17 protein-coding genes are annotated in these 21,546 nt (G+C 61.4%); 15 read left to right on the forward strand and 2 right to left on the reverse strand.

Annotated features, from left to right (window positions below):
* The first annotated feature begins 1 nt into the window (after window position 1).
* Genes GJT30_06450 through GJT30_06460 form a run of 3 tightly spaced genes read left to right on the forward strand, consistent with a single transcriptional unit; the run spans window position 2 to window position 3,302 of the window.
* Window positions 2-1,177, forward strand: a complete 1,176-nt coding sequence (locus GJT30_06450; GenBank protein ID MSM39243.1) for a hypothetical protein — start codon at window positions 2-4, stop codon at window positions 1,175-1,177.
* Window positions 1,174-2,550, forward strand: coding sequence for an argininosuccinate lyase (gene argH, locus GJT30_06455; protein ID MSM39244.1), 1,377 nt, complete (start codon window positions 1,174-1,176; stop codon window positions 2,548-2,550). Before GJT30_06450 ends, argH begins: the two co-directional genes overlap by 4 nt.
* A complete protein-coding gene (locus tag GJT30_06460) occupies window positions 2,547-3,302 on the forward strand; it encodes a fibronectin type III domain-containing protein (GenBank protein MSM39245.1) in 756 nt (251 codons plus the stop codon). The genes argH and GJT30_06460 overlap by 4 nt, the downstream gene beginning before the upstream one ends.
* Before the next feature lie 172 nt (window positions 3,303-3,474).
* On the opposite strand, the gene GJT30_06465 is transcribed toward GJT30_06460, so the two are convergent.
* Together GJT30_06465 and GJT30_06470 are read right to left on the reverse strand one after the other, a co-directional pair.
* Window positions 3,475-5,457, reverse strand: a complete 1,983-nt coding sequence (locus tag GJT30_06465; protein ID MSM39246.1) for a HAMP domain-containing protein — start codon at window positions 5,455-5,457, stop codon at window positions 3,475-3,477.
* Between the two features lie 22 nt (window positions 5,458-5,479).
* A complete protein-coding gene (locus tag GJT30_06470; protein ID MSM39247.1) occupies window positions 5,480-6,844 on the reverse strand; it encodes a response regulator in 1,365 nt (454 codons plus the stop codon).
* 352 nt (window positions 6,845-7,196) lie between these two features.
* Here GJT30_06470 and GJT30_06475 point away from each other — a divergent pair, with 352 nt between their 5' ends.
* The 12 genes from GJT30_06475 (at window position 7,197) to GJT30_06530 (ending at window position 21,544) form a co-directional block, all read left to right on the forward strand.
* Complete coding sequence (locus GJT30_06475) at window positions 7,197-8,306, forward strand: hydrogenase small subunit (protein ID MSM39248.1); 1,110 nt, start codon at window positions 7,197-7,199, stop codon at window positions 8,304-8,306.
* A complete protein-coding gene (gene hybA / locus GJT30_06480) occupies window positions 8,299-9,219 on the forward strand; it encodes a hydrogenase 2 operon protein HybA (protein ID MSM39249.1) in 921 nt (306 codons plus the stop codon). The genes GJT30_06475 and hybA overlap by 8 nt, the downstream gene beginning before the upstream one ends.
* Entirely contained in the window at window positions 9,219-10,556 is a 1,338-nt protein-coding gene (gene hybB, locus GJT30_06485; GenBank protein MSM39250.1) for a Ni/Fe-hydrogenase cytochrome b subunit, read from the forward strand. Before hybA ends, hybB begins: the two co-directional genes overlap by 1 nt.
* A gap of 33 nt (window positions 10,557-10,589) precedes the next feature.
* Window positions 10,590-12,272: a hydrogenase 2 large subunit gene (locus GJT30_06490; GenBank protein ID MSM39251.1), complete on the forward strand. Its 1,683-nt coding sequence runs from the start codon at window positions 10,590-10,592 to the stop codon at window positions 12,270-12,272.
* A 146-nt stretch (window positions 12,273-12,418) separates the two neighbouring features.
* Window positions 12,419-12,904 (forward strand): hydrogenase maturation protease, encoded by a 486-nt coding sequence (locus tag GJT30_06495; GenBank protein MSM39252.1) that lies wholly within the window; start codon window positions 12,419-12,421, stop codon window positions 12,902-12,904.
* 44 nt (window positions 12,905-12,948) lie between these two features.
* Window positions 12,949-13,110, forward strand: a complete 162-nt coding sequence (gene tatA / locus GJT30_06500) for a twin-arginine translocase TatA/TatE family subunit (GenBank protein MSM39253.1) — start codon at window positions 12,949-12,951, stop codon at window positions 13,108-13,110.
* A 266-nt stretch (window positions 13,111-13,376) separates the two neighbouring features.
* Complete coding sequence (locus tag GJT30_06505) at window positions 13,377-13,952, forward strand: TetR family transcriptional regulator (protein ID MSM39254.1); 576 nt, start codon at window positions 13,377-13,379, stop codon at window positions 13,950-13,952.
* A gap of 242 nt (window positions 13,953-14,194) precedes the next feature.
* Window positions 14,195-15,397 (forward strand): efflux RND transporter periplasmic adaptor subunit, encoded by a 1,203-nt coding sequence (locus GJT30_06510; protein MSM39255.1) that lies wholly within the window; start codon window positions 14,195-14,197, stop codon window positions 15,395-15,397.
* Between the two features lie 174 nt (window positions 15,398-15,571).
* Window positions 15,572-18,733: an efflux RND transporter permease subunit gene (locus GJT30_06515; GenBank protein MSM39256.1), complete on the forward strand. Its 3,162-nt coding sequence runs from the start codon at window positions 15,572-15,574 to the stop codon at window positions 18,731-18,733.
* 1 nt (window position 18,734) lies between these two features.
* Window positions 18,735-20,159: an AdeC/AdeK/OprM family multidrug efflux complex outer membrane factor gene (adeC, locus tag GJT30_06520; protein MSM39257.1), complete on the forward strand. Its 1,425-nt coding sequence runs from the start codon at window positions 18,735-18,737 to the stop codon at window positions 20,157-20,159.
* Window positions 20,160-20,431: 272 nt separating this feature from the next.
* The gene (locus tag GJT30_06525) at window positions 20,432-20,548 is read left to right on the forward strand and encodes a DUF3789 domain-containing protein (GenBank protein MSM39258.1); all 117 of its coding nucleotides are present in this window, start codon (window positions 20,432-20,434) and stop codon (window positions 20,546-20,548) included.
* A gap of 90 nt (window positions 20,549-20,638) precedes the next feature.
* Entirely contained in the window at window positions 20,639-21,544 is a 906-nt protein-coding gene (locus tag GJT30_06530; GenBank protein MSM39259.1) for a phospholipase, read from the forward strand.
* Window positions 21,545-21,546 lie beyond the last annotated feature (2 nt).

Consider the following 21,546-nt stretch of genomic DNA (forward strand, 5'->3'; position numbering starts at 1 on the left):
TATGGTGCAGATCATCGACAAGAAGGTCAACCTGGAGTATCCCCTCGGCCATCACCTGCACTGCCTGATCGCCCAGATCCCCAATCATCTGCAGCGGGTCGAAAACGGCTTCGTCATCACCGACCCCGAGGAAAAATGGAATCAGGTCAAGGTCATCCTCGATCTGATCTCCGACGGCGAAGGAAACCTGAAAAAACTCCATTTCCTCATGCTGCCGGAAACCTCCATCCCCTTTGCCCGCTTCGATGACCTGCTTAACACCATCGACCAAGGCTTCAGACCGAACACGGTCACCATGTTCGGCATCGAGCACGTCCCGCTCAAGGTCTACCGCGAGCTCCTGGAACGCTTCCGGGAGGATAATGCCGAGGCCATCGAATGCGTCGACCGTGATATCTCGTCGGGCGACGTGCTGGAGATGCCGGTGAACTGGTGCTGCATAGCGATCAAGGAGGCCAGCGGCAAACTGCGGGTCTTCCTCGAAGCGAAATCGCACCCCTTCCATGGCGAGGAGTTTCTGGACAAGCACCACGACCTCTACCGGGGACGGCACTTCTATCTCTTCCGCGCCCGTCCCTCCTGCTTCAACTTCATGGCCTTGATCTGCCTCGACTACCTCTATCGCGACATCTACGCCTCCAACATCAAGCAGATCATCGACCACGCCAACCAGCTCTTTTTCACCACCCGGCAGGGGCTGGATACCCTCTTCATCATCCAGTGCAACCCGAAACCCGAACACGCATCCTACCGGGAGGTGATCTCAGGCTTCTACGGCGAATACCTGGAAGACTTACCCGGCGTCCGTGAAACCGTGACCGTCTTCGGCAATACCTCGGACGAGACCATGCTCGAAGGTGAGCGGGCAGTACCGGGCCATGGCCATTCCTACGTGATCATCAACCGCCATCACCGGCTGGCAAAGATAAGCAGCAGGGAGTTCCGCACCGACGACTTCAGCGGCGCCCCGGTCTGCCGGCTCCGTTTCGGCAGCGAGACCCGGCTCTACTACTTCAACCTGCCGCTGCACCACGAGATCGACCCCCGCACCTCGCGGGTGCCGCTGAAGGTCCACAGCATCATGCGCTGGACAGAGGACGGCAGATGGGAAAAACTCCCCGGCGAGGAACTCGCCGCAGAAACCACTCACGCATCGCAGAAGGAGCTTTCATCATGAGCAAGGACAAACTCTGGGGGGGGCGCTTCACCCAGCCGACCGACAAGTTCGTTGAAGTCTTCACCGCCTCCATCGACTTTGACAAGCGCCTGTACCACCAGGACATCCGCGGCTCCATCGCCCATGCCACCATGCTCGGCAAGCAGGGGATCATCCCCATGGAGGATGTGCTCGCCATCGAAAAGGGGCTGCAGGAGATCCTCCTGCAGATCGAGGCGGGCACCTTTGATTTTTCCATCTCCCTGGAAGATATCCATATGAATATCGAGTCCAGGCTCTCCGCAAAGATCGGCGAGGCCGGGAAACGGCTCCATACCGGCCGTTCGCGCAACGACCAGGTGGCGCTGGACATCCGTCTCTACCTGCGGGACGAGATCGTGGCGATCACCGCCTACCTTGACCTCCTGATCGACGCCCTGATCTGCCAGGCCGAGGCAAACCTGGGAGTGCTGATGCCAGGCTACACCCACCTCCAGACCGCCCAGCCGATCCTCTTTTCGCACCACCTGCTCGCCTACGTGGAGATGTTCAAGCGGGACAAGGGGCGGCTGGACGACTGCCTCAAGCGGGTCAATGTCCTGCCGCTGGGGGCAGGCGCCCTGGCCGGAACCACCTTTCCCATCGACCGGGAGCACGTGGCGGAACTCCTCGATTTCCCCGAGGTCACCCGCAACTCCCTCGATTCGGTCTCCGACCGGGATTTCGCCCTTGAGTTCCTCTCCGCCGGCTCGATCGTCATGATGCACCTCTCCCGCTTCTCCGAGGAGCTGGTCCTCTGGTCCACCAGCGAATTCAAGTTCGTCGAGCTCTCCGACGCCTTCTGCACCGGTTCCTCCATCATGCCCCAGAAGAAGAACCCGGACGTCCCGGAACTGGTGCGGGGCAAGACCGGCCGGGTCTACGGCAACCTGATGGCGCTCCTGACAGTGATGAAGGGGCTGCCGCTGGCCTACAACAAGGATATGCAGGAAGACAAGGAGCCGCTCTTCGACACCATCGATACGGTCAAGGGGAGCCTGAAGATCTTTGCCGACATGATCCGCGAGATGCGGGTGAATGTGCCGAACATGCGGGCAGCAGCGGCCAAGGGGTTCTCCACCGCCACCGACGTCGCCGACTATTTGGTCCGCAAGGGGCTGCCGTTCCGCGATGCCCACGAAGTGGTGGGGCGTACCGTGCAGTACTGCGTGGAAAACGAGATGGAGCTGAAGGAGCTGTCGCTGGCAGAATGGCAGCTCTTTTCCGGCCGGTTCGAGGAGGACATCTTCGACTGCATCACCCTGGAGGCGAGCGTCAATGCCCGCAAGGCAACCGGCGGAACTGCCGAGGAGCGGGTGAAAGCAGAGATCGAGCGCCTGAAGGCGGGCAAATGAGACGACTTCTCGGCATCGCCCTGCTGCTGCTCCTTGTTGCCGCCTGCGGCCGCAAGGGTGCGCTGATGGCTCCGGAAGGGCTGGTGCCGGCACGGGTGACCGACCTGCAGGCGCTGCAGCGGGGGGATGCCCTGCAGCTCTCCTGGACGCTCCCCGGCCGGCAGGAGGGGGGCGGCAAGCTGACCGACCTGGCGGGGTTCCGTATCATGCGGCACGAGGTGCTCCCCCCGGCGCAGGAGTGCACCGAATGCCCCGATGCCTGGAAACTCTTGAAGAATGTGGATCTGGAATACCTGCAAGGGGTGGAGCGCGCGGGAGACCGGCTCTTTGTCATCGACGGCACAGCGAAGCTGGGAACCGCCTACCAGTACCGGATTACGGCAGTCAACCGCGACGGTGACGCAGGCCTGAGCTCTGCGCCGGTCAGCTACCGCGTGCAGCCGCCGCTACCGCAGCCCCGTTTGACGGTAGTCCCCTCTCCCACCGCCATCCGGCTGGTCTGCGACGCCGGCAGCCTGCCCCAAGGGAAAAGCCCCGCAGGCTTCACCTTCTACCGCAGCCGCAAGGGAGAGCGACTTCCCCTCATCCCCCTCACTGGCGCGATGCTCGCCACCCCAAGCCACGATGACTCCGGCCTCACGCGGGGCGAAACATACCTCTATGCCGCCGGCATCGTGGTCGACAACAACGGCCAACTGCAGGAAAGCCCGCTGTCGGCAACCGTCGAGGCCGCCCTGGCCCCGCCCGACTAGTAGGTTGTTGAAAAACAGCCATCTCGCCGCCGTCCTCGAAAGCCGCCTTGTGCGGCGTAGCGCTGTTTATGCCCAGTGGGTACTACGCCTCCGCGGGGCTTTCTGCGGGTGCGACGATCTGACCGTTTTTGAACAACCTAAGGTTTTCAACAACCTGCTGAAGGAGCGGCCGCTACGAAAGCGGCAGAGTGACCCGGAACAGTGTCCCGACGCCGGGAGAACTCTCCACCGCGATATTCCCGCCATGATCCTTGATGATGCCGTAGGAAACCGATAGCCCCAGGCCCGTGCCGTCGGCGCGGGTGGTGAAAAACGGGTTGAAGATCTGTCCCATCTGCTCTGCGGCGATACCGGCCCCGGTATCGGCAACTGTCACCTCGCACATCCCCTCGGCCGGCATGGCCCGGCTGGAGACCGTCAGAATCCCCCCCTGCGGCATGGCCTGAATGGCATTGAGCACCAGGTTGGTGAACACCTGCCGCAACTGGTCCGCATCGGCATCGATCTCCAGGTAGCCCGAGCGATACTGCTTCTCCACGGTGATCCCGGTCAGCGGGATCTGGTGCCCCACCTGCCCGACAATCTCGTCCAGGATGCCGTTGATCGCCGCCCGGCCGAGCACCTTGTGTTCCCGGCGGGCGAAACGGAGCAGGTTGGCGACGATCCGTTCCACCCTCCCCACCTGCCGGGTAATGATCCCGACCTCTTCCTGGGAAGGTGATTCCTCGGGGAGGGCCAACTGCAGGAGTTCCGCGTTGCCGCGGATGATGGCGAGCGGATTGTTGATCTCGTGGGCCACGCCGGCGGCGAGCTCGCCGATGGCAGCGAGCTTTTCGACCCGGAGCAGCTCCTGCTGCGTCTGGACCAACAACCGGTTCTTCTCCTCCAGCTCGGCCGTGCGGAGCAGTACCTTGTGCTCCAGATCGCGGTTCAGCCCCCTGATCTCCTCCTCCTGCAGGGTAAGCGCCGCCGACATCCGGTTGAACTCCTCACCCAGGTCACCGATCTCATCGTTGCTGCTGCTCTCGATCCGCACGCCACGCTCCCCGGCAGCCACTCGACGGGCCAGCGACTCCAGTTCCTTGATGGGGCGGGCAAGCTTGGAGCTGGCAACCCTGGAAACAAAGATCCCCATCAATGACCCGAGCATGAGAACCCCCCCGACCAGCAGGCTCATGGTGAACCTGAGCCGCGTGTAGGGCTTTTCCAGCATGCCGACATAGAGGGCGCCAACCGGAGCCCCCTCCAGCGAGATGATCGGTTCATAGGCGCTGAAATACCAGTCGTTCACCACGAAGGCGCGGCCGACCCATTTCTCCTTCTTCAGCACGACCTTGTCGTAGACCTCCTCCGACAGCTTGGTGCCGATGGCCCGGCGATTCTCCGTATCCATGATGTTGGTGGCGATGCGCAGGTCGTTGAGAAAGATGGTGGCGCCACCCACGTCTTTCCCCTCATGCTTGACCCCTTCGTAGACCACCTTTTTGATCCTGTCCACCAGGTCGTTGTTGTTGTTCAGGAGTACGCCACCGTACAACGCCCCGACCACGGTCCCCGACCGGTCCCGAATGGGAGCCGACGCCATCAGCAGCATGCCGGCGTCTTCCACAGCGGCACGGAGCGGCGTGGCATGGGGAGTCAGCACTGCTGCCACCTTTGCCTGGCCGGCCAGGTCCTCACCTTCCATGGCGAGCTGCTGCGCAGAAAAGACCGCGGTCCCGGCAGTCAGTTCCCCGACCAAGGCCCGCTTCACCAGGAAGTCCCGGGAGCGGTCGTCGCCATAGACCTCGGGGTTGCGGGCGCGGAACAGAACGGTTCCGGCGGCATCGACCGCCGTAATGACATGCAGTTGCTCGCTCTTCAGGAGCGGCACGAGGATCTCGGCTATCTCCCGCCGGCTTTTACCGCTTAAGGCTTCAGCCGTGTAGGAGGCACCGGCGGTAAACTTGACCACGTCGCGGACATGATCGATCTCATTCAGGTAGATTTCACGGGCGGCATTGAGGTCGTTGCGCACCTTTTCCTGCGCCTGGCTGCCAATTTTGGCGATCAGAATGGAGAAACCCAACAGGCTGCAGATCAGGATGGCAATCAAAAGGGGCAGGAGAGTGGCAATGGTCAGTTTGACCCGGATGGGAAAGCGGCGGCGCTGCATCAGTGACGGGACTCCCCTCTGCTCATGCCGACTGCCGGGGCAGGACTAGCCCGTACTCGGCAATCTTGCGGTCCAGGGTCTTGCGCGAGATGCCGAGCAGCTCGGCAGAGCGGCTCTTGTGATACTGGTTGGTCTCCAGCACCTGCCGGATATGCTCGCGCTCCAGCGCTTCGAGCGATACCGCACCGCTCTGTGCCGCAGGCTGCGGCGCCGCGGCCGCATTCCAGATCGGCAGTATCTCGGGGGTGATGCTGGTGCTGCGTGCCAGGATGACCGCCCGCTCCATGACGTTTTCCAGTTCCCTGGCATTACCCGGCCAGTGGTAGCCGACCAGCAGGCGGAGTGCTTCGTCGCTGATACCGGTAACCTCCTTTTTCATGCGGGTGCTGAAGCGGGCCAGGAAATGCCGGGCCAGCGGCTCGATATCCTCGGGCCGCTCGCGGAGAGGGGGCAGATTGATGGTAATGACATTGAGCCGGTAGAAAAAATCCTCGCGGAATCGCCCCTGCCTGATCTCTGCCTCCAGGTCCTTGTTGGTGGCGGCCACAAAGCGGATATCCACCGATTTGGGCCTGGTACTCCCCACCGGGATGAATTCCCGCTCCTGGATGACACGCAGGAGCTTGGCCTGCACGGTCAGGCTCATATCCCCCACCTCGTCCAGAAAGAGGGTGCCGCCGTCCGCCTCCTCCAGCATCCCCTTCTGGGCCGCGAATGCCCCGGTAAAGGCACCGCGGACATGCCCGAACAGCTGGCTCTCCAGGAGGGTTTCGGTCAGTGCCGCACAGTTGATGGAGAAAAACAGGCCTCTTCGGCGTGGGCTGTTCTGATGGATGGTCGCGGCAATGAGCTCCTTGCCGGTTCCTGACTCTCCCAGGATCAGGATGTTGCTGTCACTCGCCGCCACCTGCAAGGTCAGATCGTACACCTCCTGGAATTTCCGGCTGCGAAACACCATGGTGTCGGATTGTCCGCCATGCAGTTCCTCCCGCAGGTGCCGGTTTTCCTTGCGCAGATGCTCCCGCTCCAGCAGGTTGTCCAGCACCCCCAGGATCTTTTCCCTCGGGAAGGGCTTGGTGATGTAATCGTAGGCCCCCAGCTTGATCGCCTCCACCGCCGCATCGATGGAGCCGTAGGCGGTCATGATGACCACCGGCAGATCGGGCCGCAAAAGTTTCACCTGCCTGAACACCTCAATGCCGTCCATGTCGGGCATCCGCACGTCCTGCAGCAGCAGGTCGGCGCTGACCGCACTCTCCAGCCGCTGCAACAGGATTTTGCCGGACGTGAAGGTCTCCACGCCGAAACCCTGCCCTTCCAGCATCTTTTTCAGATAGCGGAGGATCTCCGTTTCGTCGTCGCATATCAGGATCTTCGGCTTCGCCATGGTCCCTCGCACCGTTTCCGGTCAATTTCAGGGGTGCAGCCCCTGCCGGGCGGTCTCCCCGCTTCGGGTTCTCCCCCTGATTCGTCCACCGTTCCCATACCTTACCGCACACATGGACAAAATGATACACAGCCGGACAAAACTACGCAAGCCGATAATCCCTCCCCATTTTCACCGATGTTGCCCCCCTGCTGCCGTACCAATAATTCCTGACAGTTAGAGCATTATAATAAAAAAGGAATCGTCCCGGCGTCTTGGCAAGGCAGTTGCTGTATACGAGGGCAGGCTGCTACGGAAGTGCAGTATACATGCCTTTGATCAGGCTGACAGCACCATACGGAAAGGGAGGATCATGAAGAAAGACGACGAATTTTTCTGCGCCGGCGTAACCCGCCGGGATTTCATCAAGACCTGCGTGACGGCAACCGCCATGATGGGCCTGCCGTTCGGCATGCATGCCAAGGTTGCCGAGGCGCTGGAGACCAACCAGAACCCTGCGGTGATCTGGTTGCACTTCCAGGAATGCACCGGCTGCTCCGAGTCGCTGCTCCGCTCCAGCCACCCGACCATCACCTCGCTGATCCTGGACATGATCTCCCTGGATTACCACGAGACCCTGATGATCGGCTCCGGTCACCAGGCGGAGAAGTCGCTGCACGACTCCATGGCCGCCAACAAAGGGAAATACCTGCTGGTGGTCGAGGGGGCGATCCCGACCAAGGACAACGGCATCTACTGCAAGGTTTCCGGCAAGACCGCGCTGGAATCGCTGCGGACCGCGGCGGAAGGGGCGGCAGCCATCATCCCCATCGGCACCTGCGCCGGCTACGGCGGCATCCAGTCGGTCTCCCCCAACCCCACCGGCGCCGTCGGCGTCAGGGACATCGTCAAGGACAAGCCGATCATCAATATCCCCGGCTGCCCCCCCAATCCCTACAACTTCCTCTCCACGGTCATGTACTACCTGACCTTCAAGCGCCTGCCGGAGCTGGATGCGCTGGGTCGCCCCAAGTTCGCCTATGGCCGCAAGATCCATGAGCACTGCGAGCGGAGGCCCCACTTCGATGCCGGCCGCTTTGCCACTGCCTATGGCGACAACGACCACCGGGAAGGGCACTGCCTCTACAAACTGGGGTGCAAGGGGCCGGAAACCTTTGCCAACTGCTCGGTACAGCGGTTCAACGACGTGGGAGTCTGGCCGGTCTCCATCGGCCACCCCTGCATCGGCTGCACCGAGCCCGATATCCTGTTCAAGAAGGCGATCGCCGAAAAGGTCCAGATCCATCTGCCGACCCCACCCGATACCTACGCACCGGTCAACATGAAGGACAAGGGAAAAGGCGCCGATCCGCTCACCACCGGCATTCTTGGACTGGCAGCCGGGGCGGCCCTCGGCGCCGGGGCCATGCTGGCGAAAAAACTCCCCAAGGACGGCGATTCACAGGAGAAGAAGGATGAGTAAGCAAAGTCGCAGGAGCTTTCTCAAAACCATCGGCTTCGGCGGTGCGGCGCTCGTGGCGAGCACCACCGGATTGTCCCATGCATCCGAACAGCCGCCGGTCAACAACGAGGCGCTCGGCATGCTCTACGACGCCACCATGTGCGTCGGCTGCAAGGCCTGCATGACCGCCTGCAAGCGGGTCAACGGCGACTTCGGCAGCCTCGCCTTTGAAAAGGCCCCCTTCGACCCGGACGGCCTCTGGGATGCCCCCCAGGACCTCTCCGGCAGCACGCGGACGCTGATCAAGCTCTACAAGGAATCGGACAAGGAGTGGTCGTACATCAAGTACTCCTGCATGCACTGCCAGAAGCCGTCATGCGTCTCGGTCTGCCCGGTCAGCGCCATGACCAAGGACAAGGTCACCGGTATCGTCGACTACAACAAGGACACCTGCATCGGCTGCCGCTACTGCCAGGTCGGCTGCTCCTTCAACATCCCCAAGTTCCAGTGGGAAAAGACCCTGCCCCAGATCGTCAAGTGCGACCTGTGCAAAAACACCAATCTCAAGGAAAAGGGGATCACCGCCTGTGCCCAGACCTGCCCGGTGGGTGCCATCTCCTTCGGCAAGCGGCGGGAACTGCTGGATATCGCCCATGCCCGGCTGCGTGACAATCCCGGCCGCTACATCCACCATGTCTACGGCGAATTCGAGCTGGGAGGGACCAACCACCTCTACCTGGCCGCGGTGCCGTTCCACAAGCTGGGACTCCCCATCGTGCCGCAGGATGCGCCGGCCGAATTCTCGGAAAAGATCCAGCATACCATCTACAAGGGATTCGTGGCGCCGGTGGCGCTCTACAGCACCCTCTGTTTCATCGCCCTGAAAAACCAGAAACGGCAGGACAGTAACGGAAACGGGGAGGACGACAAGTAATGGCCGGACATCATGATGAATTCATAAAACTCGAAGGGAAGATCTTCACCAGATCGTTCTTTGTCATGCTCACCCTGGTGGTGATCGGCTTCTTTTTCATCGGCGTCCGCTACGTCAAGGGGATCGGCGCCGTCTCCAACATGAGCGACGGCTACCCCTGGGGGATCTGGATCGCCTACGACGTGGCAACCGGGACCGCCATCGCCTGCGGCGGCTACGCCGTCGCCATCCTGATCTATATCCGCAACAACTGGAAGTTCCACCCCCTGATCCGTTCGGCGCTCCTTACCTCGCTGTTCGGCTACGGCCTGGCCGGCTTCTCGGTGGTCGTCGACCTGGGGCGCTACTGGAACTCCTACGGCTTCTTCATCCCGTCGCGCTGGCAGATCAACTCGGCCATGTTCGAGGTGGCGCTCTGCGTCATGACCTACACCCTGGTCCTCATCATCGAGTTCCTGCCGGCAGTGCTCTGGTCGCTGGAGAACAGCAAGGGTGTGACGCTGCGCAAGGTCGCCGACTGGCTCCATCCCCGGCTGACTCCCGACGAGGCCAGGCTCGCCTCGGGCCTGGAGTGGGTCAGGTCGTCCGCTGCGTGGCTCAGGCCGCGGCTCGACAAGGTTCTGGTCTTCTTCATCGTCCTCGGCATTACCCTCCCGACCATGCACCAGTCGTCCCTCGGCTCGCTGCTCCTGATCGCGGCCACCAAGCTCCACCCGCTCTGGCATACCGGCTTCCTGCCGCTTCTGTTCCTGATCAACTGCATCTACATCGGCTACTCCATTGTCATCCTGGAATCGATCATCTCCTCTAACGCCTTCAAGCGGGAGATCGAGCTGAACGAGCTGTCGGGGCTGTCGCGCATCATCCCCTGGCTGACGGTGATCTGGCTTTCGGTGCGGGTCGGCGACCTGGCCTACCGCGGCCAGCTCGGCGCCGCAATCAAGCTGGACTTCTACTCCTGCTTCTTCCTCCTGGAATTCCTGCTGGTGGCGGGCGGCTCCATCATCCTCTTCAGCAGCAGGATGCGCCGCTCCCCGCGCTGGCTCTTCATCACCGCGGCCATGATCATCCTGGGGGGCGGGCTCTACCGCTTCAACGTCTACCTGATCGGCTTCAACCCCGGCCAGGGCTGGCACTACTTCCCCTCCATCGCCGAACTGATGATCACCGTCGGCGTCATCGCCCTGGAACTGTTGGGGTACCAGGTGCTGGTCAAGCTCTTCCCGGTCCTCCCCAATCCGAAGCATGCGGGCAGTGGCCACAAGACCGCAGATAACAGCCATCATGCCGGCACCCACGAGGAGATCCTCCCCGCTGCCGTGCATGTGGGCAAATAACATCCGCTACCTTATTCATAGAGGAGAAACTGCATGTCGAAACGAATCACCCTGGATCCCATCACCCGCATCGAGGGTCACCTCCGGATCGATGTCGAGGTCAACGGCGGCAAGGTCGCCAAGGCTTGGTCGTCAGCCCAGATGTGGCGCGGCATCGAAACCATCCTGAAAGGGAAGGACCCCCAGGACGCCTGGTCGCTGGCCCAGCGCTTCTGCGGCGTCTGCACCACGGTGCACGCCATCTCGTCCATCAGGTCTGTGGAAAACGCCCTGAAGGTGGATGTCCCGCTCAACGCCCAGTATGTGCGCAACATCCTCATGGCCCAGCACTCGGTGCAGGACCACATCGTCCATTTCTACCACCTGTCGGCGCTGGACTGGGTCGACATCGTGGCCGCCCTCAAGGCCGACCCGAAAAAGGCCGCCCAGATCGCCCAGAGCCTCTCGGACTGGCCGGGGAACAGCGAAAAGGAGTTCAAGGCGGTCCAGGACAAGCTGAAGTCTTTTGTCAGTGGCGGCAAGCTGGGGATCTTCGCCTCCGGCTACTGGGGGCACCCGGCCATGCGGCTGACCCCTGAAATCAACCTCATCGCCACGGCCCACTACCTGAAGGCGCTCGATTACCAGCGCAAAGCGGCCCAGGCCGGCGCCATCCTCGGCGGCAAGAACCCCCACATCCAGAACCTGGTGGTCGGCGGGGTGGCGACCGCCCTCAACCTGGAGAACATGACGACCATCAACATGGAGCGCCTGGCTTACCTCCGCTCGCTCATGGAAGAGACCAGGGATTTCGTGCAGAAGGTCTACTATCCCGACATGATCGCCATCGCCTCTGCCTACAAGGAGTGGTTCAAATACGGTGCCGGGGTCACCAACTACCTGGCCGTTCCCGAATTCCCCGAAGATACCAAGAATACCCAGTTCGCCCTGAACGGTGGAATCTTCTTCAACGGCGACCTTGGCACCTTCAAGGCGATCACCAATCACCAGGACCCTTACCTGATCGACAATATCAGCGAAGGTGTCGCCCATGCCTGGTACGAGGGTTCCGCAACCCACCACCCGTGGGAAGGGGAAACGAAGCCGGAGTACACCGACTTCCAGGAAAACGGCAAGTACAGCTGGTGCAAGTCGCCCCGCTTCGCCGGCAGACCGGTCCAGGTCGGGCCGCCGGCCCAGCTCTTTGCCGCCTATGCCGGCGGCAACCAGAAGGTCAAGAAGCTGGTGGATACAACCTGCCAGAAGATCGGCGTCTCGGTGCGCGACCTCCACTCCACCATGGGGCGCCTGGGGGCCAGGGCCATCAGGGCCCACCTCATGGCCGACCTCTCCCTGGAATACCTGGACAAGCTGGTTACCAACCTGGGCAAGGGTGACACCATCTACGCCAACCACACCGAGATCCCCAGCGGCGAATACAAGGGGGTCGGGTTCCACGAGGCGCCGCGCGGCAGCCTCTCCCACTGGATGGTGATCGACGGCAAGAAGATCAAGAACTACCAGGCCGTGGTCCCCTCCACCTGGAACGCCTCTCCCCGCGACGAAAAGGGGAATCTCGGCCCCTACGAGGCATCCCTGGTGGGAAACCCGGTGGCGCAGGAGGACAAGCCGCTGGAGGTGCTCCGGACCATCCATTCCTTTGACCCGTGCATTGCCTGTGCGGTGCATGCAGTGGACCCGGAAGGGAAGGAAATCACCTCGGTCAAGGTATTGTAGGAAACGCCCACTTTTCCGCAATATCTGCGTAAGTCTTCGGGATTGATTGTGCGGCGTAGCGCTGCTACGCCTCCGCTCAATCCCTCGACAGCCTTGATCTTGCGAAAAATTGAGCGTTTGCAGGCAACAAAAAAAAGGAAACTCTTATGAAAACATTGATTTTTGGTGCCGGCAACCTGCTCCTTTCCGATGAAGGGTTCGGGGTCCACTGCATCAGATACCTGGAAAAACACTACTCGTTCCCCGAGGAGGTCGAGCTCTACGACGGCGGCACCCTGGGGATCATGGTGACCCACAAGTTCGAGGAGGCCGAGCGGGCCTACATTATCGACGTGGTCGAGGCGGCCGGAACGCCGGGGGAACTGCTCCGCTTCGAGAAGGACGACATCATGCTGAACCGGATCCCGGTGAAGCTCTCCCCCCACCAGATCGGCATCCAGGAGATGCTGCTGTTGAGCGAGATGCGCGGCGGCAGCCCGGACCGGATCACCCTAATCGGCGTCATCCCGGAATCGCTGGACGCAAGCGACCAGCTCTCCCCCACCCTCCAGGCTCGTCTCGACGACGTAGCCGGGATGATCCTGAAAGACCTTGCAGCAGACGGCGTTGCCGTCCTGCCCATGGCGGCGTGACGGACCGGCAGAAAGAAACGTCCATGCCTGAAAGGAGATAAAAAATGTTTGGCATCGGTATGCCGGAGCTGTTCATCATCCTGGCCATCCTCCTGGTCGTGGTCGGTCCCTCCAAATTGCCCCAGATCGGCCAGGCGCTGGGAAGCGGCATCAGGAACTTCAAGAAGGCCTCGACCAGCGACGACGTGACCAAAATACACGAATAGTACTACTCTCTGCGCACAAGAAAACCCGCCGCTCGATACGGCGGGTTTTCTCATTCCCACCCCTGTTCGATGAAAAAATCCCTGCCCGGATCGCCCCGTCCTACCCAGCAATCTGTCCATTACCTTGTTTTTCTTTGCTTTCTCTTTCGGTACCCCCCCGGCAGCGCCGGCACACTGCATCTCCTTAACCCGGAAAATATTCTTGACAGTCCCGTGACATGACGATATTTTGAATGAACATTCATTCCGAATATGGAAGGCGATCTATGTCAAAACCGGACAAGCGTGAAGAAATCATCCGCGCGGCTTTGGAATTAATGGCGGAACAGGGCTTCCATGGCGCTCCCATGGCCATGATCGCCGAACGGGCCGGTGTGGGGGCCGGGACGATCTACCGTTATTTCGAGAACCGGGATGTCCTCATCAACGAATTGTACCGGACACTCGAAGGATTGATGTACCCGTACATCCTGGACGGCTACTCCACCGAAGCCCCGTTCAGGGCGCGCTTTCTCCATCTGGGCACGGCGCTCTTGCGCTACTTTATCGAGCACCCCCTGCATTTCCGCTACCTGGAGCAGTTTCACAACTCCCCCTACGGAGTGGCCTTCCGGCGGGACAAGCTTCTGGGAAACGAGAAAAGGTGCGAGGTCTACCGGGAGCTGTTCGACCAAGGCCTGGCCCAGCAAGTGCTCAAGGATTTCCCCCTCGTCATCCTGTTCGACCTGGCCTTCGGCCCCCTGATCTCGGTGGCGCGCGACCATATCCTCGGTTTTGTCCACCTGGACGAAGCCATGATCACCCGGACCATCGAGGCCTGCTGGGACGGGATCAGACGCTGAACGCACCGGCAGCGCACTGCGGGCAGTAATTACCATATATCCATTATGGAATGAACATTCACTCCAATTTACGCGAGGAGGCGAACATGAAGCTGTTTGTCACACTTGTCATAGCAGCATGGACGCTGACGGTCATCGTCGTCCTGGTGAAGAAAAAGAACTAGCGGCCGGTTGGCCGTTAATGCCACCCCACCCATGACCAGCCCGCAGGGCTGGCAAACTTGCACATTGCAGAGGTATCCATGAAAAGCACGTACAGAGCCGAAATCCTTATGGCCGCTGCGGGTCTCGCAGTCTGCGGGCTGTTGCTCGCCGGATGCGGGAAAAAGACCAATGCCACCAATCCACAGCAGAAGGCCGTTCCCGAGGTCGGGGTCGTGGTGGTAGAACCCAAGCGCGTATCCCTGACCACGGAACTGCCCGGTCGGACATCGGCTCACCTGATTGCCGAGGTGCGCCCACAGGTCAGCGGAATCATCCAGAAGCGCCTCTTTACCGAAGGTTCCGATGTCAAGGCGGGGCAAGTGCTCTACCAGATCGATCCCTCCACCTACCGGGCGGCATACAACAGCGCCAGCGCCTCACTCTCCAGGGCTGAAGCCAATCTCATCCCGGCCCGGCTGAAGGAGGAACGCTTCCGCGACCTGGCCAAGATCAAGGCAGTCAGCCAACAGGATTACGACGATGCCAGCGCCGCCCTGAAACAGGCCGAGGCCGATGTGGCTGCGGCAAAAGCGGCAGTGGACACCGCGCGGATCAACCTGGCCTACACCAAGGTAACCGCCCCCATCTCCGGGCGGATCGGCCGTTCCACCGTAACCGACGGGGCACTGGTGACCGCCAATCAGGTCACGGCACTGGCAACGGTGCAGCAGCTCGGCACCATGTACGTGGATGTCGTCCAATCCAGCGCCGATCTGCTCCGCCTCAAGCGGAATCTCGCCAGCGGCGAGATCAGAAAGAACGGCGCCAGCCAGGCAAAGGTGAAACTCATCCTGGAGGACGGCAGCCCCTATCCGCTGCCCGGCACCCTGAAGTTTTCGGAAGTGACCGTCGACCAGAGCACCGGCTCCATCACCCTGCGGGCGATCTTCCCGAACCCGAAGCAGACCCTGCTCCCCGGCATGTTCGTGCAGGCCATCATCGAGGAAGGGGTAAGCGACCAGGCGATCCTTGTCCCGCAACGTGGCGTCACCCGGAATCCGCAGGGCGAGGCGATGGTCATGGTGGTCGGGGCAGAAAGCAAGGTGGAACCGCGGGTCATCAAGGTTGCCCGGACCGTTGGCGAAAACTGGCTGGTCAGCGAAGGGCTCAAGGCGGGTGACCAGGTCATCCTCGAAGGTATCCAGAAGGCGCGGCCCGGTACACCGGTGAAGGTCGTGCCGTTCGGGGCCAAGCCAGAGGGCGCGGCAGCACCAGCAGCTGCGCCGGCAGGGAAGAAATAGTTCATGATCAACTCACCACAGAGGCACGGAGACAAGGAGTACAGCTCACGTCTCTATTAAGGAAACAGCCGGATGAATGATTTTGCTTTAACCCGTCCGTTTTTGTTTTCTCCGTGCCTCCGTGTCTCCGTGGTGAAAAGGTTTCGCCAGTTGAAATCATAAGGAGCTCCCCCTATGTCCCGGTTTTTTATAAATCGTCCCATCTTTGCCTGGGTAATCGCTATCATGGTCATGCTGGCCGGCCTTCTGGCGATCAAGACGCTGCCGGTTTCCCAGTACCCGCCCATCGCGCCGCCGCAGATCACCATCAATGCCACCTATCCCGGCGCCTCGGCCCAGACCGTCCAGGATACGGTCACCCAGGTCGTGGAGCAGAAGCTGAACGGGATCGACAACCTGATCTACATGTCCTCCACCAGCGATTCTGCCGGGGCAGTCTCCATCAACCTGACCTTCAAGGCCGGCACCGACCCCAACATCGCCCAGGTGCAGGTGCAGAACAAGCTGCAGCTGGCCACGCCGCTCTTGCCCCAGATCGTGCAGAAACAGGGGATACAGGTCGTCAAATCCACCAAGAACTTCCTGCTGATCATCGGCCTCGTCTCGGAAGACGGCCGCTACGATCGCCACGTCCTGTCCGACTACATGGTATCCAACGTCCAGGATATCGTCAGCCGGGTGGAAGGGGTGGGTGAAGTCCAGATGTTCGGCACCCAGAACGCCATGCGGATCTGGCTGAACCCTGCCAAGCTGAACAACTACCATCTCACGACCAACGATGTGATCGCCGCGCTGCAGGCGCAGAACGCCCAGGTGTCGGCCGGCCAGTTCGGCGGCACCCCGGCGGAAATCGGGCAACAGCTGAACGCCACCATCACCGCCCGCACCCTGTTGCAGAGCCCTGAGCAGTTCGACGCCATCATCCTGCGGACCAACAGCGACGGCTCCACGGTCAGGCTGAAAGACGTGGCCGTCAGCAAGATCGGCACGGAAAACTACGATATCGAAGCCCGCTACAAGGGGAAACCGCTGGGGGGGATGGCGATCCGGCTGGCGGCCGGCGCCAACGCCCTGGATACGGCAAACCGGGTCAAGGCCAAGATGGAGGAGCTCTCCAGATACTTCCCGGCAGGTATGCAGGTGGTCTACCCCTACGACACCACCCCCTTCGTCAAGATCTCCATCGAGGAGGTGGTCAGGACCCTGATCGAGGCGGTCTTCCTGGTCTTCATCATCATGTTCCTGTTCCTGCAGAACATCCGGGCCACCCTGATCCCCACCATCGCGGTGCCGGTGGTGCTCCTGGGGACCATGGGCGTCCTGTCGGCCGCCGGCTTCTCCATCAACACCCTGACCATGTTCGCCCTGGTCATTGTCATAGGCCTCTTGGTGGACGACGCCATCGTGGTTGTCGAAAACGTGGAACGGATCATGTCCGAGGAGGGGCTCTCCCCGCACGACGCCACCATCAAGTCCATGGGGCAGATCACCAGCGCCCTGGTCGGCATAGCCACCGTACTGACGGCGGTCTTTCTGCCGATGGCTTTTTTCGGCGGCTCCACCGGGGTCATCTACCGCCAGTTCTCCATCACCATCATCGCCGCCATGATCCTGTCGGTCCTGGTGGCCATGATCCTGACCCCGGCGCTCTGCGCAACCCTGCTCAAACCGGTGGAAAAGGGGCACACGCCGGGCGAGTGCGGCTGGTTCTGCCGCTTCTTCCGCCACTTCAACAGGTGGTTCGACTGGGCAAGGGGAAAATACGAAGGGATCGTCGGTCGCTCCTTTGGCAAGCCGGTCCGCTACCTGGTGGTCTATGGCGCCATCGTGGCGGCCATGGCGGTCTTCTTCCTGCGGCTCCCGACGGCCTTCCTGCCGGATGAGGACCAGGGGTTCATCATCTGCCAAGTGCAGTTGCCGGCCGGTGCCACCAAGGAGCGGACCATCAAGGTGATCGAGCAGCTCGAAAAGCATTTCCTGGAGCGCGAAACCAAGACGGTGGACACCATCATTACCGTGGCAGGTTTCAGCTTTGCCGGTCGCGGCCAGAACATGGGGCTGGCCTTTGTCAAGCTCAAGGACTGGAAGCTGCGCAAGTCCCCTGACCTGAAGGCGGCTGCCGTTGCCGGCCGCGCCATGGGCGCCTTTTCCACCATCAAGGACGGCCTGGCCTTTGCCTTTTCACCCCCGGCAGTGGTGGAGCTGGGGCAGGCCAACGGCTTCGACTTCATGCTGCAGGACCGGAGCGGCCTGGGGCATGACAAGCTGATGGAGGCCCGCAACCAGCTGCTCGGGATGGCCATGAAGAATCCCAAGCTGATCGCGGTCCGGCCCAACGGCCAGGACGATTCACCCCAGTTCAAGCTGGATATCGATGACGTGCGGGCCGGCGCCCTGGGAGTCTCGCTTGCCGACGTCAACAACGTGCTGGCCACTGCCTGGGGCAGCTCCTACGTGAACGACTTCATCGAAAACGGTCGGGTCAAGAAGGTCTACCTCCAGTCCGACGCCAGGTACCGGATGCTGCCGGAAGATATCAACAGCTGGTATGTCAGCAACAACAAGGGGGAGATGGTGCCCTTCTCCGCCTTTGCCACCGCCCATTGGCAGTACGGCTCGCCACGGCTGGAGCGCTACAACGGCATCCCGTCGGTCGAAATCATGGGGCAGGCGGCGCCCGGCGTAAGCACCGGAGAGGCCATGGCAGAGATGGAAAAGATGGCGGCCCAGCTGCCGACCGGCATGGGATACGAGTGGACCGGTCTCTCCTACGAGGAAAAGAAGGCGGGCGCCCAGGCCCCGGCGCTCTATGCCATATCGCTGCTGGTGGTCTTCCTTGCGGTTGCTGCGCTCTATGAGAGCTGGACGATCCCCTTCGTCAACCTGCTGATGCTGCCGCTCGGCCTGGTGGGTGCGGTTACGGCGGTCACGTTGCGGGTACTGCCCAACGACGTCTATCTCCAGATCGGCCTGCTCACCACCGTGGGTCTTTCCACCAAGAACGCCATCCTGATCATCCAGTTCATCAAGGATCAGATGCACCAGGGGCATGAACTGGTCGAGGCCACCCTGATGGCGGTGAAGATCCGGCTCAGGCCGGTCATCATGACCTCGCTGGCCTTCTTCTTCGGCACCCTGCCGCTGGCCCTGACCAAAGGGGCCGGGGCAGCGGCCCAGAACGCCATCGGTACCGCCGTGACCGGCGGCCTTCTCTCGGCCACCTTTATCGACCTGATCTTTATCCCGTTTTTCTTTGTCATGGTCTCGCGTCTCTTTGCCCGGAAAAAACAGCCCACGCGATTGGCCACGCCAATCGAATCATTGGAGGAACATTGACATGAACCGGATGACAACAGCCTTGTGTCTTCCTTTGGGGGTATTCCTCTGCCTGGCGGGATGCACCACCATGGCCCCGAATTACAGCCGGCCGGCCGCGCCGGTGCCGGCCGAATGGCCCAGCGGTGCCGCCTACGGGGAAGCGGCAGCCAAGCCTGCGGACAAGCCGCTGGCCGATATCCCCTGGCAGGAGTTCTTCGTCGACCAGCGGCTGCAGAAACTGGTCGCCCTGGCGCTGGAGAACAACCGCGACCTCCGCGTCGCCGTTCTCAATATCGAGCGATCCCGGGCCCAGTACCAGATCCAGCGCTCCGACCTCTTCCCCAAGGTCGATGCCACTGCCGACGGCGCGTTCCAGCGGCTGCCCGAGGATTTTTCCGGTACCGGCCAGGCACGGACCATCCATCAATACAGCGTCGGCCTCGGCGTCAGCTCCTATGAACTGGATCTGTTCGGCCGGGTGCGCAGCCTCAAGGACCAGGCCCTGGAGCAGTACCTGGCTACCGAGCAGGCGCGGCGCAGCGTGCAGATCAGCCTGGTTTCACAGGTTGCCACCACCTACCTGGCCCTGGGGGCGGACCGCGAGCGGCTGAAGCTCGCCAAAGAGACCCTGACGAGCCAGCAGTCATCCTTCCAGCTGACCAAGAGCCGTTACGAGGCGGGCGTCTCCTCCGCCCTCGACCTCCACCAGGCCCAGACCAGCGTGGACACCGCGCGGCTTGACATTGCCCGCTACACCACCCTGGTGGCCCAGGACGAGAACGCCCTGGCCCTCGTGGTCGGCTCGAAGATCCCGGCGGACCTGCTGCCGCCGTCCCTTTCCGAAACGCTGACCGCCCTGAAGGAGCTGGCGCCGGGCCTGCCGTCCGAGGTGCTGCTCAACCGTCCCGACATCCTCCAGGCCGAGAACCTGCTCAGGGGGAGCAACGCCAACATCGGCGCGGCCAGGGCGGCCTTCTTCCCCAGCATCACCCTGGTTTCGAACGTGGGCTTCGGCAGCGACGAACTCTCCGGCCTCTTCACCGGCGATGCCTTTGCCTGGAGCTTTGCCCCCCGTATCACCCTGCCGATCTTCACCGCCGGCAGCAACCAAGCCAGGCTCACGGTGGCAGAGGTAGATCGGGACATTGCGGTGGCCCGGTACGAACAGGCGATCCAGACCGCATTCCGGGAAGTCTCCGATGCCCTGGCCCTGCGGGGGACCATTGACGAGCAGGTGGCGGCGCAGCAATCGCTCACCGACGCCACCTCCGAGAGCTACCGCCTCTCCCAGGCCCGCTACGAGAAAGGGGTCGACAGCTACCTGCAGGTTCTGGACGCCCAGCGCTCCCTCTACAGCGCCCAACAGAACCTGATCAGCGTCCGCCTCTCCCGCATCAGCAATCTGGTGACGCTGTACAAGGTTCTGGGTGGCGGGACGAAGTAGCGGCAGCGCGGCAGCAAACCGGAGGAGCATGGGATGAAACCCTCAAGAATGGTTCTGTACCTCGTCATCGCCCTGCTTGCCGTCATGATGGCCTACACGTTCCTGGTCAGGGAACCGCACCCGGACTGGCCCATAAATCTGATACACCTGCTTTTCAGGCACTGACCGTTTTTGTGAGAGACCTCCGGACCGGGGGGCAGGCAGCCTTTCCAAGGCAAAAGCGTGCCTGAATGAACGCAACGTTATTTTGGGCATGAAACGGAGACAATCATATGAGCACAGTATGGATTGCCTTTACTTGCGGGTTCTTGTTAGGCGGAACGGTGGGCTTTGTCCTGATGTGCCTCCTGTTCATCAGCAAGCGGGGAGACTCACCGAACAGGCAGTGAGAGCATATTCGCCCAAACTTCCGTAGGGGTTGAGGGGAGTGCCAGCACGTGACCGCTTCACGACGCGCCATACTTGTCATATGTTTCTTCCTGTCGACAATCGCAGGTACAGCGGGTGTTGCCCGGACCGAACAGCTCCCCTCGCCCGTCGCCCCCGTAGAAACACCGCCCGCCGAGCCAGGGGCATCCGTTCCGCAGGACTCTGCCCTGCAACAACGGCTGCACCATGAAAAACAGGCCAAGGAATCAAGATTTTCCATCCTGCCGCACAAAACCAACTACCTGCTTCCCGTCAGTTACAACACCTCGCCCAATAATGCCGTATATGCCAACCTGGCAGGCCGGGACGAAAATCTCGACAACCTTGAGGTCAAATTCCAGTTGAGCATCAAGACCGCGCTCTGGGACGACATCTTCGGCGACAATGGCACACTCTATGTGGCCTACAGCCAACTTGCCTTCTGGCAGGCATACAACAGCGGCTCATCCGCACCCTTTCGCGAGATCAACTTCGAACCCGAGGCCTTCCTGGCATTCCATACCGGCTCCAGACTGCTGGGCATGACCAGCCAGATGATCACCCTCGGCTTCAACCACCAATCCAACGGGCGGGGAGAACCGTTGTCCCGCAGTTGGAACCGCATCGTCGCAAACCTCCTGTTCAGCGCGGGCGACACCTACGTCTCCCTGAGGCCCTGGTTCCGTATCCCCGAAAGCAGGGAGGATGATGACAACCCGCAGATGGAAAAATATCTGGGCTATGGGGAACTGTTTGCCCTGCAAAAACTGGGGGAGCACACCCTGACCCTGATGCTGCGCAACAACCTGCGCACATCCGGGAACAAGGGAGCGGTGCAGTTGGACTGGAGCTTCCCCCTCCACAAGCATCTAAAGGGGTATGTCCAATATTTCAACGGCTATGGTGAAAGCCTCGTGGATTACAACCATTCCACCAACCGGTTTGGGGTGGGGGTAATGCTGACCGACTGGCTGTAATA

This window comes from Geobacter sp. (genome assembly GCA_009684525.1).
Classification (GTDB): domain Bacteria; phylum Desulfobacterota; class Desulfuromonadia; order Geobacterales; family DSM-12255; genus Geoanaerobacter.

Bases quoted from the DNA above. Each gene is read 5' to 3' on its own strand.
- hybA (MSM39249.1), top strand. From the start codon at position 8,299: ATGAGTAAGCAAAGTCGCAGGAGCTTTCTCAAAACCATCGGCTTCGGC.
- GJT30_06460 (MSM39245.1), top strand. From the start codon at position 2,547: ATGAGACGACTTCTCGGCATCGCCCTGCTGCTGCTCCTTGTTGCCGCC.
- GJT30_06525 (MSM39258.1), top strand. From the start codon at position 20,432: ATGAGCACAGTATGGATTGCCTTTACTTGCGGGTTCTTGTTAGGCGGA.
- GJT30_06475 (MSM39248.1), top strand. From the start codon at position 7,197: ATGAAGAAAGACGACGAATTTTTCTGCGCCGGCGTAACCCGCCGGGAT.
- GJT30_06465 (MSM39246.1), bottom strand. From the start codon at position 5,457: ATGCAGCGCCGCCGCTTTCCCATCCGGGTCAAACTGACCATTGCCACT.
- GJT30_06505 (MSM39254.1), top strand. From the start codon at position 13,377: ATGTCAAAACCGGACAAGCGTGAAGAAATCATCCGCGCGGCTTTGGAA.
- GJT30_06450 (MSM39243.1), top strand. From the start codon at position 2: ATGGTGCAGATCATCGACAAGAAGGTCAACCTGGAGTATCCCCTCGGC.
- GJT30_06515 (MSM39256.1), top strand. From the start codon at position 15,572: ATGTCCCGGTTTTTTATAAATCGTCCCATCTTTGCCTGGGTAATCGCT.
- tatA (MSM39253.1), top strand. From the start codon at position 12,949: ATGTTTGGCATCGGTATGCCGGAGCTGTTCATCATCCTGGCCATCCTC.
- GJT30_06490 (MSM39251.1), top strand. From the start codon at position 10,590: ATGTCGAAACGAATCACCCTGGATCCCATCACCCGCATCGAGGGTCAC.
- GJT30_06495 (MSM39252.1), top strand. From the start codon at position 12,419: ATGAAAACATTGATTTTTGGTGCCGGCAACCTGCTCCTTTCCGATGAA.
- hybB (MSM39250.1), top strand. From the start codon at position 9,219: ATGGCCGGACATCATGATGAATTCATAAAACTCGAAGGGAAGATCTTC.
- argH (MSM39244.1), top strand. From the start codon at position 1,174: ATGAGCAAGGACAAACTCTGGGGGGGGCGCTTCACCCAGCCGACCGAC.
- GJT30_06470 (MSM39247.1), bottom strand. From the start codon at position 6,844: ATGGCGAAGCCGAAGATCCTGATATGCGACGACGAAACGGAGATCCTC.
- adeC (MSM39257.1), top strand. From the start codon at position 18,735: ATGAACCGGATGACAACAGCCTTGTGTCTTCCTTTGGGGGTATTCCTC.
- GJT30_06510 (MSM39255.1), top strand. From the start codon at position 14,195: ATGAAAAGCACGTACAGAGCCGAAATCCTTATGGCCGCTGCGGGTCTC.